This is a genomic window from Kitasatospora sp. NPDC096140 (assembly GCF_040303045.1).
Lineage (GTDB): Bacteria > Actinomycetota > Actinomycetes > Streptomycetales > Streptomycetaceae > Kitasatospora.
In genome coordinates this window covers 129,856-142,749 of the sequence record NZ_JBEOUW010000024.1, presented here as the reverse complement: position 1 = coordinate 142,749, position 12,894 = coordinate 129,856, and the positions used below count along the sequence as shown (strand labels likewise).

The window sequence follows — 12,894 nt, the reverse complement described above, 5'->3', positions numbered from 1 at the left end:
GCGTGTCGGTGTGGGTGGAGCCGTAGCCGTCCATCCACGCCTTCCACGAACCGCCGTGCGCGGCCTGGCTGGAGCTGTTGTCGACCACGCCGGAGCTCGACGTCCACGGCGAGGCCGAACCGGTCTCGAAGCCCGCGTTGCCCAGCAGCTGCGCCGGGATGCAGTTGCCCTCGCTGCCGACGACGGTCCAGGTGAAGCTCGCGGTGGCGGTCTTGCCGGCCGCGTCCTTCACCGTGACGGTCACCGGGTAGCCGCCCCCCGTGGTCGTGGTCCCGCTGATGAGGCCGGTGGAGGCGTTGATCGACAGACCGGCCGGCAGACCGGTCGCCGAGTACGACAGCGGAGCCGTGCCGCCGGACGCGTTGATCTGCAGGTTCACCGCACCGCCGACGGCGGTCGACTGGTCACCGGGGCTGGTCACCGAGACCGCGCCGCTGCCGGCCGGCTTGGTGAGCAGGCAGCCGGCCACGTTGAGGTCGATGGTCCGGCTGGAGTTCAGGCAGGTGGTGAACCAGTAGGTCTCCTCGCCGTAGCTCTGGCCCTTGACGGCCTTGGTGGTGCCGTCGGCGGCGACCTCGCACGGGTTGTTGAGGGTGCACATCGCACCGTCGTCGTTGCCGGTGTTGTTGATGCCGATGATCCGCCCGCTGGCGGAGTCGATGATCGGCGAGCCCGAGGTGCCGTGCGTGGTGTTGCAGCCGGAGCTGTAGCGCAGCGAGTCGTGCCAGGTCCACTCGTCCTCGCGGAGGGTGGGCACGAACCCGTTGACGGAGCAGTTCCAGACCTGCTTCCAGTACGAGGAGGGTATGTACATCGCCGCGCCGTCGACCGGGTGCGCGTCGCTGACGGTCAGCGCGGTGGCTCCGTACTTGGAGCTGATCGAGCCGTAGGTGTCGGTGAGTTGGTAGAGCGCGACGTCGGTGCCGGTCATCGTCGCGTAGAGCACCTTGTCGGCCTGGACGGTGCCCAGGCTGTTGCCGGCGCCGTCGAGCAGGGTGCCGCTGCGGCTGGCGCTGACGTTCTGGATGACCTGGCCGGCCGACGGCATGGTCGGCAGGCAGTGCCCGTTGGTGAGCATCAGCGCCCGGTCGCCGGCCACCGAGGTGGGGTAGCGGACCAGCGAGGCCGAGCAGTTGCTCAGGGCGATGGTGGACGTCAGGTCGGCCGCCTGGACGGCGTGCGCGGGGGCGGCGGCGAAGGCCAACCCGCCCGCGACGACGGCACTCGTACCGGCCACCGCGACAAGTCTCTTGAACATGGCTCTCCTTGTGGGGGATCGCGGGGTGTACGACTGGTCGCCGACGCCCGCGCCGCACGAAAGTGCCATGGCCACCTCAAGGGGTCAACCGTTCTGGCCGAACTCGCCACTCCTCACGGCTTGTTGTGCCACCCGGACACAACCACCCGTCCCGGTATGCCCGTTACGCACTACGGCTGCGGCGCGGAGTTCACGGTCTGCCCCTCGGCCTGGGCGCCCCCCGCGCCCTTCACCGGCGTGAGGTCGAAGTCCCAGCCGGCCCCGCCCTGCGGGTTCGGGAACGCGAACTGGTCCTTGTACTTGACGAACCGGCAGTCCTGGGTGAACTGCCTCGCCTCGGAGTCCCAGTCCGCCCCGGTGGCGACGTAGACGTCGTAGGAGCCTTCCTTGATGCCCTCGACGGCGGTGCTCTGCCCCTTGGCCGCGTACACCGAGGCGACCGACTTCCCGTCCTGGGCGAGCGTGAGGACCGCGTCCGCCGGGCCCCTTTCGTTGTCGATGTGCAGCGCGCCCTTGCCGGCCTTCCCGCCGTCGCGGACCAGTGCCCCGTTCTCCAGGACCCGCAGCTGCGGTTGCGGCGAGGGGAACCGGGGCACGACGAGGCCGGTTCGGTAGCCGGCCGCGGTCAGCTTGCTGAGGGCGGCCGAGACCGCCGCCATGCCCGGACCGGCGCCGAGCCTCGCCTGGGCGACCCCGACGGTGCAGAGCTTGTGCTGGAGGACGTCGCCGCGCAGCGCCGACGACTCGGCGGCGAGCGCGGTCAGGCCGTTCGCCAGGTCGGTGCGGGCTTGGTCGGCGTCGGCCGGTGCGGTGACGGTGTTCAGGTTCCGGACGGCACGGCCGATGTTGGACTCGACTCCGGCGAGGGCGGTGTCCAGCTCGAACGTGGTCTTGGCCGTCACCGCCTTCCCCAGCCCGGTGTTGACCGGCGCGAGCGCCTGGTCGAGCACCGTGCCGTACGGCGTCGGCGACGCACTCGGCGCGGCCGTACCGCCGCCCCCGCCCGAACAGGCCGCAAGCAGCAGTAACCCGCCGACGACCGGACCGGACCTGAACACGGACCTCACGGACCTCACTGACCTCATGACCCCACCCCGGTTGTCATCCGGCGCGCGCTCCCCGCGCGCACACGAACGGACATGCTGCCGAGTACGAACCGCACCGGTCAACAGGGCCCGTACGATCATCGGAAGGGCCCGCCCCGGCCCGCCCGCCAGGGTCAACTACGATCGGGCACGTGCTCAGCCTCACCGGACTCCCCCTCCAGATCATCGCCTCGGTCCTCGCGATCGCCGTCTTCGCCGCCACCATGTGGCTCTGGCCGCGGTTCGGCGGGAAGGGCTGGAAGGCCTGGTCGGGCCGGATCGGCGCGTTCCTGGTCACCCAGGTGTCGGTGCTGGCCGCGATGGGCCTGATCGCCAACAGCTACTTCGGCTTCTACAGCTCCTGGACCGACCTGCTCGGCACCAGCGGCAAGCTCGGCACGGTCGTGGACCACAACCCGAACGCCTCCGGGGTGGCCGTCACCGGTCAGCAGAGCTTCTACTCGGCGCAGGGCTCGGAGCCCGAGCGCTCCGGGCTGATCCAGAAGGTCGACGTCAAAGGAGCCGGTAGCGGTCTGAGCACCGAGGCGTACGTCTACCTGCCGCCGCAGTACTTCCAGCCGGACTTCGCCAAGCAGCGCTTCCCGATGGCCCTGGTGCTCACCGGCTACCCGGGCACCCCGGAGAAGCTGATCTCGCTGATGCAGTACCCGGCCTCCACCCTCGACGCGATCGAGCGGAAGAAGCTGCCGCCGACGATCCTGGTGATGACCCGCCCCACACTCATAGGCGACCGCGACACCGAGTGCGTGGACGTGCCGAACGGCCCGCAGGTGGAGACCTTCTTCACCACCGACCTGCCCAAGGCCCTCGCCACCACGTACCGGATCGGCACCGACCCGGCGAACCGGGCCGTCATCGGCAACTCCACCGGCGGCTACTGCGCGCTCAAGTTCGCGCTGCGCAAGCCCGACTCGTACCCCTCGGCGGTCGCCCTCTCCGGCTACTACAGCGCCGCCCACGACCCGACCACCGGCGACCTGTTCGGCGGCAGCGACAAGCTGAAGCAGGAGAACGACCTGCTGTGGCGGCTGAAGAACCAGCCGGCCGCCCCGGTCAACCTGCTGCTGACCACCGCCAACGACGAGAACAACTACGACGAGACCCAGGCCATGGTCGCGGCCTTCAAGGCCCCCACCAAGATGTCCACCATCACCCTGGACACCGCCGGCCACAACTTCCACACCTGGACCCGGGAGATCCCCCCGGCCCTGGAGTGGCTGGGCAGGCACATCACCATGCCCGCCGCTGCCTAGCCGGGCCGCCTAGCCGGGCCGCCGACGCCGACTTCGACGCCGGGGCCGAAGCAGACGCCGGGGCCGAGGGCGCCCGGCAGATCACACCCGTCTCACAGCGCCGTCTCACGGTTCTCTCAGTCGGGCCACGCACCGTATGGCGCATGACCACGAGCAGCTACACCCCTCCGGCCGGCGACCCGTGGCCCGAGGCCGCGAACTACCCGCCGCCGGAGGTGCCAGAGCCGGACCCGGTCCGGCCGGACCGGGCACCGCTCTTCCCCGAGCAGCCCCTGCCGCCCGTCGGCCCCAAGGGCCCCGCCTCCTGGTCCGGCCGGCTGCGCACCCTCCCCGCCCGCGCCTGGCGCGGGCGCGCGGACGACCCGCGCTGGGTGCGCCCGGCCCTGCTGGCGCTGCTGGCCGCGACGACCGTCCTCTACCTGTGGGGCCTGAGCGCGTCCGGCTGGGCCAACGCCTTCTACTCGGCCGCCGTGCAGGCCGGCTCCGAGAGCTGGAAGGCGTTCTTCTTCGGCTCCTCCGACGCCGGGAACTTCATCACCGTCGACAAGCCCCCGGCCGCACTGTGGCCGATGGCGCTCTCGGCGCGGGTCTTCGGCCTCTCCTCCTGGTCGGTGCTGGCCCCGCAGGCACTGATGGGCACGGCCACCGTCGGCGTGCTGTACGCGACGGTGCGCCGCCGCTTCTCGCCGCTCGGCGGCCTGCTGGCGGGCGCCGCGATGGCGCTGACCCCGGTCGCGGCCCTGATGTTCCGCTTCAACAACCCGGACGCGCTGCTGGTGCTGCTGCTGACCCTGGCCGCGTACGGGCTGGTGCGGGCGACCGAGGCGGCGAGCACCCGGTGGCTGCTGTTCACCGGGGCGATGTTCGGCCTCGCCTTCCTCACCAAGACCCTGGCGGCCTTCCTGGTCCTGCCCGCCTTCGCGGTGATCTACCTGGTCGTGGCGCCCACCGGCTTCTGGCGGCGGGTGCGGCAGACCCTGCTCGCGGGCGTGGCGCTGGCGGTCTCGGGCGGCTGGTGGGTCGCGATCGTCGAGCTGATGCCGGCCTCGGCCCGCCCGTACATCGGCGGCTCGCAGGACAACAGCTTCCTCTCGCTCACCTTCGGCTACAACGGCCTCGGCCGGGTGGACGGCAACGAGCGCGGCAGCGTGGGCGGCGGCGGGCGGCTCCCGGCCGGCTTCGACCTGCCCGGCGGGGCCGCGCCCGGCGGCGGACGCGGCTGGGGCGAGACCGGCCTGACCCGGATGTTCGGCACCGACATCGGCGGGCAGATCGCCTGGCTGATCCCGGCCGCGCTGATCCTGCTGCTGGTCGGCCTCTGGGGCACCCGCCGCTACGCCCGCACCGACACCGCCCGCGCGGCGTTCCTGGTCTGGGGCGGCTGGCTGCTCTCCACCGCGCTGATCTTCAGCTTCATGTCCGGGATCTTCCACCAGTACTACACGGTGGCGCTGGCCCCGGCCGTCGCGGCGCTGGTCGGCATGGGCGTGGACGGGCTGTGGCGGGCGCGGCACCGGCTGCCGTGGGCGCTGGTGCTGGCCGGCACGCTCGCGGTGACGGCGGGCTGGGCGTTCGTGCTGCTCGGCCGCAGCTCGGACTTCCTGCCGTGGCTGCGCTGGGCGGTGCTGGTCGGCGGGCTGGCGGCGGCGGTCGCACTCGTCGGCGGGCAGCTCGCCGGGCGGACCTCCGGCCGGACCGGCGCGCGGATCGCCTCGGTGGCGGGCCTGGTGGGCCTGGCGGCGGCGCTCGGCGGGCCGGCGGCGTACGCGGTGGACACCGTCGACACGCCGCACACCGGCTCGATCGTGACCGCCGGACCGGGCGTCCAGGGCGCGTTCGGGCCCGGCGGCGGGCGCAAGGGCGGCAGGGGCTTCCCGGGCGGCGGGCAGGGCTTCCCCGGCGGTGGCAACGGCCGCTCGTTCGGTCAGGGCGGCCAGGGCGGTCAGGCCGGCCAGGGCGGTCAAGGCGGCCAGGCCGGCCAGGGCGGTCGGCAGGGCTTCCCGGGCGGCGGACAGGGCTTCCCCGGCGGGCAGAACGGCGGGGGCTTCCCCGGCTTCCCGGGCGGCGGCAACGGCTCCGGCAACGGCTCGGGCTCCGGCTCGGACCACGCGAACGGACGCCACCAGCGCGGCGCCAACGGGACCAACGGCGGGAACGGCACCTTCCCCGGTGCCCCCGGTGCCCCCGGCTCGACCGGTGCCGAGGGCACGGCCCCCGGCGGCTTCCCCGGCGGCGGCATGGGCGGCGGCATGGGCGGCGGCGGCATGGGCGGTCTGCTCGGCGGCACCAAGGTGAGCGAGGAGGCCGCCGCCCTGCTCAAGGAGAACGCCGACCACTACACCTGGGCCGCCGCCACCGTCGGCTCGCAGAACGCCGCGAGCTACCAACTCGCCACCGGCGAGCCGGTGATGGCCCTCGGCGGCTTCAACGGCACCGACCCCTCGCTGAGCCTGGCGGGCTTCCAGAAGTACGTCCAGGAGGGCAAGGTCCACTGGTTCGTCGCCGGCGGCTCCCGCGGCGGCTTCGGCGGCGGCTTCGGCGGCGCCGGCGGCAGTGCGGAGGGCGGTGAGCGGCAGGAGTCGGAGAACAGCCGGATCGAGTCCTGGGTTGCCGCCCACTTCACCGCCAAGACGGTCGGCTCGGCCACCTTCTACGACCTGACGGCCCCGACCTCCTGACCGTGAACCCCCGAGGGGGCGTGCCGCGTCCGCGCGGTGCGCCCCCTCCGCCGTTCCCGTACCCGTACCTGTCACCTGTACCCGGGCCCGCGCCCGGGCCCGGGCCCGGGCCCGCCGGAGCCGCTCAGTCGGACGGGCAGTGCGTCCCCGCCGCCGGCATCCGGCCGTCCACCAGGAACGCCGCGATGGCCGACCGGACGCACCCGCTCTTGTCGTACGCGGTGTGCCCGTCGCCCTCGCGGGTGAGCAGCACGCCGTGCTCCAGCCCGGCCGCCAGCCGCTGCGCCCACGGGTACGGGGTGACCGGGTCCTCGGTGGAGCCGACCACCAGGATCGGGGCGCTGCCGGGCGCCCGGATGACGTGCTGGAGTTCGGTCGAGCGGTACGGCCAGGGGCGGCAGTCCGGGGCGAGCAGGGTGGTCAGCGGATTGTGCCGGCTGGTCAGCGGGGCCTGGACGGCGAGGTCGGCGAGGCCCGCCTTCAGCTGCGCCGCGTCGGGCGCCGGGAGGTCCGCGCAGGAGATGGCCGCGTAGGCGTCCGCGACGGTCGCGTAGCGACCGTTCTCACCGCGCCCGGTGGCGCCGTCGGCGAGCCCGAGCAGGGCGTCGGCGTCGCGTTTCCGGACGGCCGGTCCGAGGGCGTCGACCAGCCGGTACCAGGAGCGGTGGCCGTCGTAGAGCACGTTGAGGACGGCGGTCCAGCCGAGGGCGGCGGTGACGGTACGGCCGTCGGAGGCGCGCAGCGGGCGGTTGCTCAGGCCGTCGAGGAAGGCGGCGAGGCGGCCCGGGGCGGCGTCCGGGTCGGCGCCGAGCGGGCAGTCGGCGCCGTCGTCGGTGGCGCAGGAGGCGGCGAAGTCCTTGAACGCGGTCTCGCCGGCGACGGCCTGTTCGACGTCGAGCTGCACCGCGTCGGTGCCGTGCTCGACGGCGCCGTCGAGCACGAGGCGGCCGGTGCGGCCGGGGAACTCCTCGGCGTAGAGCGCGCCGAGGTGGGTGCCGTAGGAGAGGCCGAGGAAGTCGAGCTTGCGTTCGCCGAGGGCTCCGCGCAGCACGTCGAGGTCGCGGGCCGCGTCGCGGGTACCGATGTGCGGCAGGTCGGCGTGGCTCGCCACGCAGGCGTCGGCGAGGACCCGGCCGTGGTCGTACGCCGGGTCGTCGGTGGCGTTCCACCGGTCGCGGGTGCGGTCGTCCAGGCAGTGGACGGGGGTGGTGTCACCGGCGCCGCGCGGGTCGAAGCCGACCAGGTCGAAGCGTTCGTGCAGCCCCTGGTAGCTCTTCCAGTCCGCGCGGACCATGGTGACTCCGGAGTTGCCGGGCCCTCCGGGGTTGACCAGGAGGGCGCCGATCCGCGCCTGCGGGTCGGCGGCGGGCAGCCGGGCGAGGGCGACGGCGATGGTGCGGCCGCCGGGGTCGGTGTAGTCCAGCGGGACGGTGAGGGTGGCGCACTCGATGGTCGCCCCGTCCTGGCCGCCGTCCTCGTCGTCGGGGCAGGGCCGCCAGTCGATCCGCTGGCCGTAGAGCGCGCGCAGGGCCGGCGCGGTGCCGACGGCGACCAGGTCGTCGAGCGGCGGCCGGCTGCCGGTACGGCCGGTCGCGCCGGAGCCGGTGCAGCCCGCGAGCAGGGCGAGGGACGCGCCAAGGGCGAGGGCGGGCAGGGTACGCCGGGGGAACCTGGGGAAGCGGGAGGTCATCGGGGCCACCGCCCACGAATACCATCCGACCCGGCCCCGCCTCGAACCCGGGTCGCACCGTGCCCGGCGCCGACCCCCCCGGACGTAACGCTCCGTCAGCCGCCGATCGCGGACATCGGCCGCTCGGGCCGGACGAAGTCGGCGCTCCCGATGGCGTGTCCGGGCCCCTTGCCCGCGACCGACACCCGCCAGGCCTGCTCGATCGCCGCGTCGTCCGCCCCACCGCGCAGCAGGGCGCGCAGGTCGGACTCCTCCGTCGCGAACAGGCAGTTGCGCAGCTGCCCGTCGGCGGTCAGCCGGACCCGGTCGCAGCCCCCGCAGAACGGCCGGGTCACCGAGGCGATCACCCCGACCACCGCGTCCGTGCCCGCGATCCGCCACTCCTCGGCGGGCGCGCCGCCGTGCCGCCCGACCGGGACAAGGTCGAACCGCTCCCCCAGGGCGGCCAGGACCTCCTCCGCCGTCACCATCGCCGTACGGTCCCACGCACCCTGCGCGTCGAGCGGCATGGACTCGATGAACCGCATCACGTACCCGTGCTCGACGGCGAACGCGGCCAGGTCGACGATCTCGTCCTCGTTCACCCCGCGCACCGGCACCGCGTTCACCTTCACCGGCCCCAGCCCGGCCGCCTTCGCCGCCGCGAGGCCCGCCAGCACGTCGTCGAGGCGGTCCCGCCGGGTGAGGGCCGCGAACCGCTCGGGCCGCAGGGTGTCCAGGCTGACGTTCACCCGCCCCAGCCCCGCCTCGCGCAGGGCGGTCGCCGTCCGCGCCAGGCCGATCCCGTTGGTCGTCAGCGACACCTCGACCCCCAGCCGCGCGATCCGGCCGACCAGCCCCGGCAGCCCCCGCCGCAGCAGCGGCTCCCCGCCCGTCAGCCGGACCGAGGCGATCCCCAGCCGCTCCACGGCGATCCGCACCAGCCGCACCACCTCGTCGTCCCCCAGCACCGCGTCCCGGGCGAGCCAGTCGAGGCCCTCCGCCGGCATGCAGTAGGTGCAGCGCAGGTTGCAGCGGTCGGTCAGCGAGACCCGCAGATCGGTGTGGACCCGACCGAAACGGTCCACCAGCGGGCGCGGTGCGGTGTTCATCGACCCAGTACAGGCGGCGCAGGGCCGCAGGACCAGCGGCCGAACCGCCGGGGACCGGCCGCCACCTGCGGCTTCGCCTTGTGGATTCACACAATGCGGGCCCCCGCCCCGCAGGGGCAGGCTGGGGCCATGCAGACTGCGCCGACGCCCGCCGGGCCCGCCCCGAACGCCGGGCCCGCCCCGGTCGCCGCCCTCGTCCTCGCCGCCGGCGGCGGTCGGCGCCTCGGCGGGCGTCCCAAGGCACTGATCCGGTACGGGGGCCGGCCGCTGGTGGAGCACGCGGTGGCGGTGGTGCGGGCCGGCGGCTGCGCGGACGTCACGGTGGTGCTGGGCGCGGCGGGCGAGCGGGTCAGGGCCACCGCGCACCTGCCGGGCTGCCGCCTGGTGGCCAACCCCGACTGGGCCGGCGGCATGGGCTCCTCGCTGCGGGCCGGCCTGGCCGCCCTGCCCCCCGGGGCCTCGGCGGTGCTCGTCATGCTGGTGGACACCCCGGGGGTCACCCCGGCCGCCGTCGCCCGGCTGCTGGCCGCGCACCGGGCGGGCGCGGAGCTGGCCGCGGCGGCCTACGACGGCCGGCGCGGCCACCCGGTGCTGATCGGCGCCCGGCACGTCGCCGAGGCGGCCGAGGGCGCCCGCGGCGACGCCGGCGCCCGCGCCCTGCTGACGGCGCACGCGGCGGAGGTCGTCCTGGTCGAGTGCGCCGACGTCGCCGTCCCGGACGACCTCGACACCCCCGCCGACCTGGCCCGCTGGTCCGCCGGGTGACCCTCCTCCCCCGGACGGAGGCCGCCCGCCCGCGGCCCCTGATCCGTCCCTGAGGATTGCCCCATTCCGCGCCCAGCGCCGGACATTTCGGGGAGCATGGGAATCGTCCCACCCACCCGACACCGACGGACGGAGCCCGCGATGGCAGGACTGCCCGACGACTTCACCGGACACGACCCCACGCGGCCGGGGGCGGGCGGTGGCGCCCGGGCGATCCGCTGCCCCGCCTGCCGCCGCGAGCACCTCTACGAGCCGCCCTCGCTGCCCTGCCCCTGCGGCGCCTCGCTCAAGGTGCCGCTGCTGCGCGGCGGAGTGCCGGTGCAGGTGCGCTTCCGCTCCTGGGAGGACTCCTGGCTGAGCATGCGCTGCCCGCACTGCGGCCGCTCCGACCAGTGGCCGCAGCCCGAGTTCACCTGCAACTGCGGCGCCACCGTCCGGCTGCCGGTGGACCGCACCACCCGGCTGGGCAGCGGCACCGCCGGCCCGCTCGCCGCCCCCGGGCCGCAGGCCTCCCGCCCCCACCCGGCCCACCCGATCGGCGCGCCGGTGCCCGCCCCGCCCGCGCCGCCCGGCGCCTCCACCGGCCGCGCCCGCCCGTTCCGCCACCGCGCCCCCTTCCGCCCGCACCCGGTGCGCACCTCGCAGGACGCGGTGTTCACCGCCGCCCGCTACCTGGAGTGGCTGGGCTTCGACGACCTGGAACTGACGGAGGCGCAGGAGCGCGACGGGGTCACCCTGCTGGGCAGCCGGATGGTCGCCCAGGTCGACACCTGGACCGAGCCGGCCGACGTGAAGTCGGTCGAGTGCCTGTGGCTGCAGACCCTGCACGCCGAGGAGATGGCCGCCGCGATGTTCACCCTCGCGGGTTATTCGCACCAGGCCACCGTGCGCGGCGAGCAGCTGCTGGTCGCCCTGTTCAGCCTGGACCTGGCCGGCGTCCCGCAGCCCGCGAACGGCGCCGCCGAGGCCCTGATGGAGACCGGCTGGACCTCCTGACCACCCGGAGGCCCCTCTAGATCATTTCTCCACCGAAAGCAACAACCTCCGCTCGTGATCTGGTGCACAAGCTCACCCCCGTGTTGAATTGCCGCCACAGCGCGGGCCTTTCGCCCTGCCGTTGCCATGCGCACGGGTCGTGGCGGCAGGGCCCCAGGGGCGGGTCCGCGCCCCGCTGGATGGCGCACACAAGGAGGTGGCGTTGTCGGAGCACGGATGGGGCCCGAGCGGCCCGGACGGGCGGGGGCGGGCGGCACCGGAGGAGCCGGGCGACACCGTGTGGCGACTGAGGTCCCGGGCGTGCTGGCAGGAGGCCGCCGAACTGTTGCGCCCGACCGCCGAGAACGACCCGGCAGCCGCCCTCGGGCGGGCCGAACTCCTCATCGAGCAGTGCCTGTTCACCGCCGCCAACTGGACCCAGGCGGAGCAGGCGCTGCGCCTGGCGGAGGCACTGGCGGCCGGCACCGAGCAGCGCGCGGGCGCCGCCTGCGCCCGCGGCTTCCTCGCGTACGTGGCGAGCGTGCTCGGACCGCGGGACCGGCTGGACGAGGCCCAGGCCGCGCTCGGCCGCACCTCGGCCCTGCTGCCGCCGGACGCGCCGGGCCGCCCGCTGCTGGACTTCCGGCGCGGACTGGTCGCCGAGAACCTGCTGCGCGACCGCAGCGCCGCCTGGATCGCCTACCGCCGCGCGCACGAGGGCGCCGGCGAACGCGGGGACGAACTGCTGCGCTCGTACACCTGGCGCCACCTGGCCGCGTTGGCGCTCTCCCGCGGGGACCGCGGCCACGCCCGGGAGGGCTTCGACGCCTCACTGCGGCTGCGCGAGCAACTCGGCTTCACGGTGGGGGTGGCTCCGGCGCTCGCGGCGCTCGCCGAGGTGTCCGAACCGGCCGAGGCCGCGCGGCTGCGCGCCGAGGCGACCCGGCTGGTGCAGGCCCTGGGCGGGGTCCCGGTCTGGCTCGCGCGCCAGCTGGGCGCCGCCCGCGCGCCGGGGCCTCCCCCGGACGGACGCATCGCGAGCGAGACCCGGGGAACAATCAGCTAAGGTGAGCCTAACCTGGCTGGGGTGAGCAGTGCCCCGGCCGGGTCGCCTTGCCGTTCCCCGGGCACCGCCATGCCCCGGTCCGACCGCGCCCGCCGCACCACCGGCACGGGGCGCCGCCGGGCGGTCCATGGGCGGTCCCCGGTCGACCCGATGGGGCCCGCCCATGACCGCGAGCAGCACCAGGCCCGGCCCCACGCCGTGCGCCCCCCGCAGCGCCGGGGCGCACGCCCCCACCGGCACACCGGACTCCCCCGTCCCGGGCGCCGCCTCGTACCACCGGCTGTCCGGACTCACCACCGCCCTGCGCGTGCGCTGCGCACCGCCCCGGCGCGGCGACGGCTGGCTGCCCGCCGCCGACCTGGCCACCCGCCCCGAGGCGGTGCGCGAGCTGATCGCCCACGACGCCCGGCGGGGCCTCGCCCGCTACGGGCAGCCGCTGCGCCCGGACGTCGCGGCCGGCTTCGGCCTGCACCGCTTCGTCTGGCCGGTCTCGCTGCTGTTCACACTGCCGTGGTTCCTGGAGCGGCGCGTCCCGCTGCTCGCCCTCGGGGACGTCTCGCTGCGCCGACGCTCCGAGGCGGTGGAGCTGACCGTCCGCCCGGGCGGGTTCGTCTGCCTGCCGGACGACCCGGCGGCGGGCTCGGCGGCCCGCACGGTGCCGGACGGGGACGCGCTGGCCGCCGAACTGCGGTGCGCGCTGGGCGGGTTCCTGGCGCCGGTGCTGGCCGCCTTCCGCCCGGAGACGCGGCGCGGGCCCCGGGTGTTGTGGGCGATGGCCACGGACGCGGTGGTGGAGGGGCTCTGGTACGCGGGCGGGCTGCTGGGGGAGGCGGATCGGGCGCGGGCCGAGCTGTCCGCGCTGCTGGCGCCCGGCGAGGAGAGCGGGGGCGCAGGCTCCGGCGAACCGAGCGGGGGCGGCCGCCGAAGAAGACCTCGCGCGGAATCTGCGTACCGCCGCTGCGGAGTTCGTCACGCACCTCGGGGGCGAGCGCGGAGGTGTGGAACAGGTGAT

At 75.1% G+C, this 12,894-nt stretch carries 10 protein-coding genes; 6 read left to right on the top strand and 4 right to left on the bottom strand.

Annotation, left to right across the window (positions count from 1 at the left end; all coding sequences use genetic code 11):
• Together ABT048_RS24590 and ABT048_RS24585 are read right to left on the bottom strand one after the other, a co-directional pair.
• On the bottom strand, positions 1-1,258 hold a 1,258-nt coding region (locus ABT048_RS24590), incomplete at its 3' end, for a putative Ig domain-containing protein (RefSeq protein WP_350523628.1).
• Between the two features lie 170 nt (positions 1,259-1,428).
• Positions 1,429-2,316 carry a hypothetical protein gene (locus tag ABT048_RS24585; protein ID WP_350523627.1) on the bottom strand — a complete coding sequence of 296 codons (888 nt, stop codon included), beginning with the start codon at positions 2,314-2,316 and terminating at the stop codon, positions 1,429-1,431.
• A 179-nt stretch (positions 2,317-2,495) separates the two neighbouring features.
• On the opposite strand from ABT048_RS24585, the gene ABT048_RS24580 reads away from it, so the two are divergent.
• Both ABT048_RS24580 and ABT048_RS24575 read left to right on the top strand, forming a co-directional pair.
• On the top strand, positions 2,496-3,617 hold the full coding sequence (locus ABT048_RS24580; protein WP_350523626.1) for an alpha/beta hydrolase: 1,122 nt from the start codon (positions 2,496-2,498) through the stop codon (positions 3,615-3,617).
• 143 nt (positions 3,618-3,760) lie between these two features.
• The gene (locus ABT048_RS24575) at positions 3,761-6,295 is read left to right on the top strand and encodes an ArnT family glycosyltransferase (RefSeq protein WP_350523625.1); all 2,535 of its coding nucleotides are present in this window, start codon (positions 3,761-3,763) and stop codon (positions 6,293-6,295) included.
• A 124-nt stretch (positions 6,296-6,419) separates the two neighbouring features.
• On the opposite strand, the gene ABT048_RS24570 is transcribed toward ABT048_RS24575, so the two are convergent.
• Both ABT048_RS24570 and moaA read right to left on the bottom strand, forming a co-directional pair.
• A complete protein-coding gene (locus tag ABT048_RS24570; protein ID WP_350523624.1) occupies positions 6,420-7,985 on the bottom strand; it encodes an alpha/beta hydrolase in 1,566 nt (521 codons plus the stop codon).
• 95 nt (positions 7,986-8,080) lie between these two features.
• A complete protein-coding gene (gene moaA, locus ABT048_RS24565) occupies positions 8,081-9,076 on the bottom strand; it encodes a GTP 3',8-cyclase MoaA (RefSeq protein ID WP_350523623.1) in 996 nt (331 codons plus the stop codon).
• A 129-nt stretch (positions 9,077-9,205) separates the two neighbouring features.
• On the opposite strand from moaA, the gene ABT048_RS24560 reads away from it, so the two are divergent.
• The 4 genes from ABT048_RS24560 to ABT048_RS24545 all read left to right on the top strand — a co-directional run.
• Positions 9,206-9,841, top strand: coding sequence for a nucleotidyltransferase family protein (locus tag ABT048_RS24560; RefSeq protein ID WP_350523622.1), 636 nt, complete (start codon positions 9,206-9,208; stop codon positions 9,839-9,841).
• A 141-nt stretch (positions 9,842-9,982) separates the two neighbouring features.
• Positions 9,983-10,837 carry a hypothetical protein gene (locus ABT048_RS24555; RefSeq protein WP_350523621.1) on the top strand — a complete coding sequence of 285 codons (855 nt, stop codon included), beginning with the start codon at positions 9,983-9,985 and terminating at the stop codon, positions 10,835-10,837.
• A 202-nt stretch (positions 10,838-11,039) separates the two neighbouring features.
• On the top strand, positions 11,040-11,882 hold the full coding sequence (locus tag ABT048_RS24550) for a hypothetical protein (protein WP_502894072.1): 843 nt from the start codon (positions 11,040-11,042) through the stop codon (positions 11,880-11,882).
• 163 nt (positions 11,883-12,045) lie between these two features.
• Positions 12,046-12,894 (top strand): iron-sulfur protein (locus tag ABT048_RS24545; protein WP_350523620.1); only part of this gene is annotated, 849 nt, incomplete at its 3' end.

Excerpts from the sequence above, each read along its gene's own strand:
- ABT048_RS24570 (WP_350523624.1), bottom strand. The coding sequence starts at position 7,985 with ATGACCTCCCGCTTCCCCAGGTTCCCCCGGCGTACCCTGCCCGCCCTC.
- moaA (WP_350523623.1), bottom strand. The coding sequence starts at position 9,076 with ATGAACACCGCACCGCGCCCGCTGGTGGACCGTTTCGGTCGGGTCCAC.
- ABT048_RS24575 (WP_350523625.1), top strand. The coding sequence starts at position 3,761 with ATGACCACGAGCAGCTACACCCCTCCGGCCGGCGACCCGTGGCCCGAG.
- ABT048_RS24560 (WP_350523622.1), top strand. The coding sequence starts at position 9,206 with ATGCAGACTGCGCCGACGCCCGCCGGGCCCGCCCCGAACGCCGGGCCC.
- ABT048_RS24555 (WP_350523621.1), top strand. The coding sequence starts at position 9,983 with ATGGCAGGACTGCCCGACGACTTCACCGGACACGACCCCACGCGGCCG.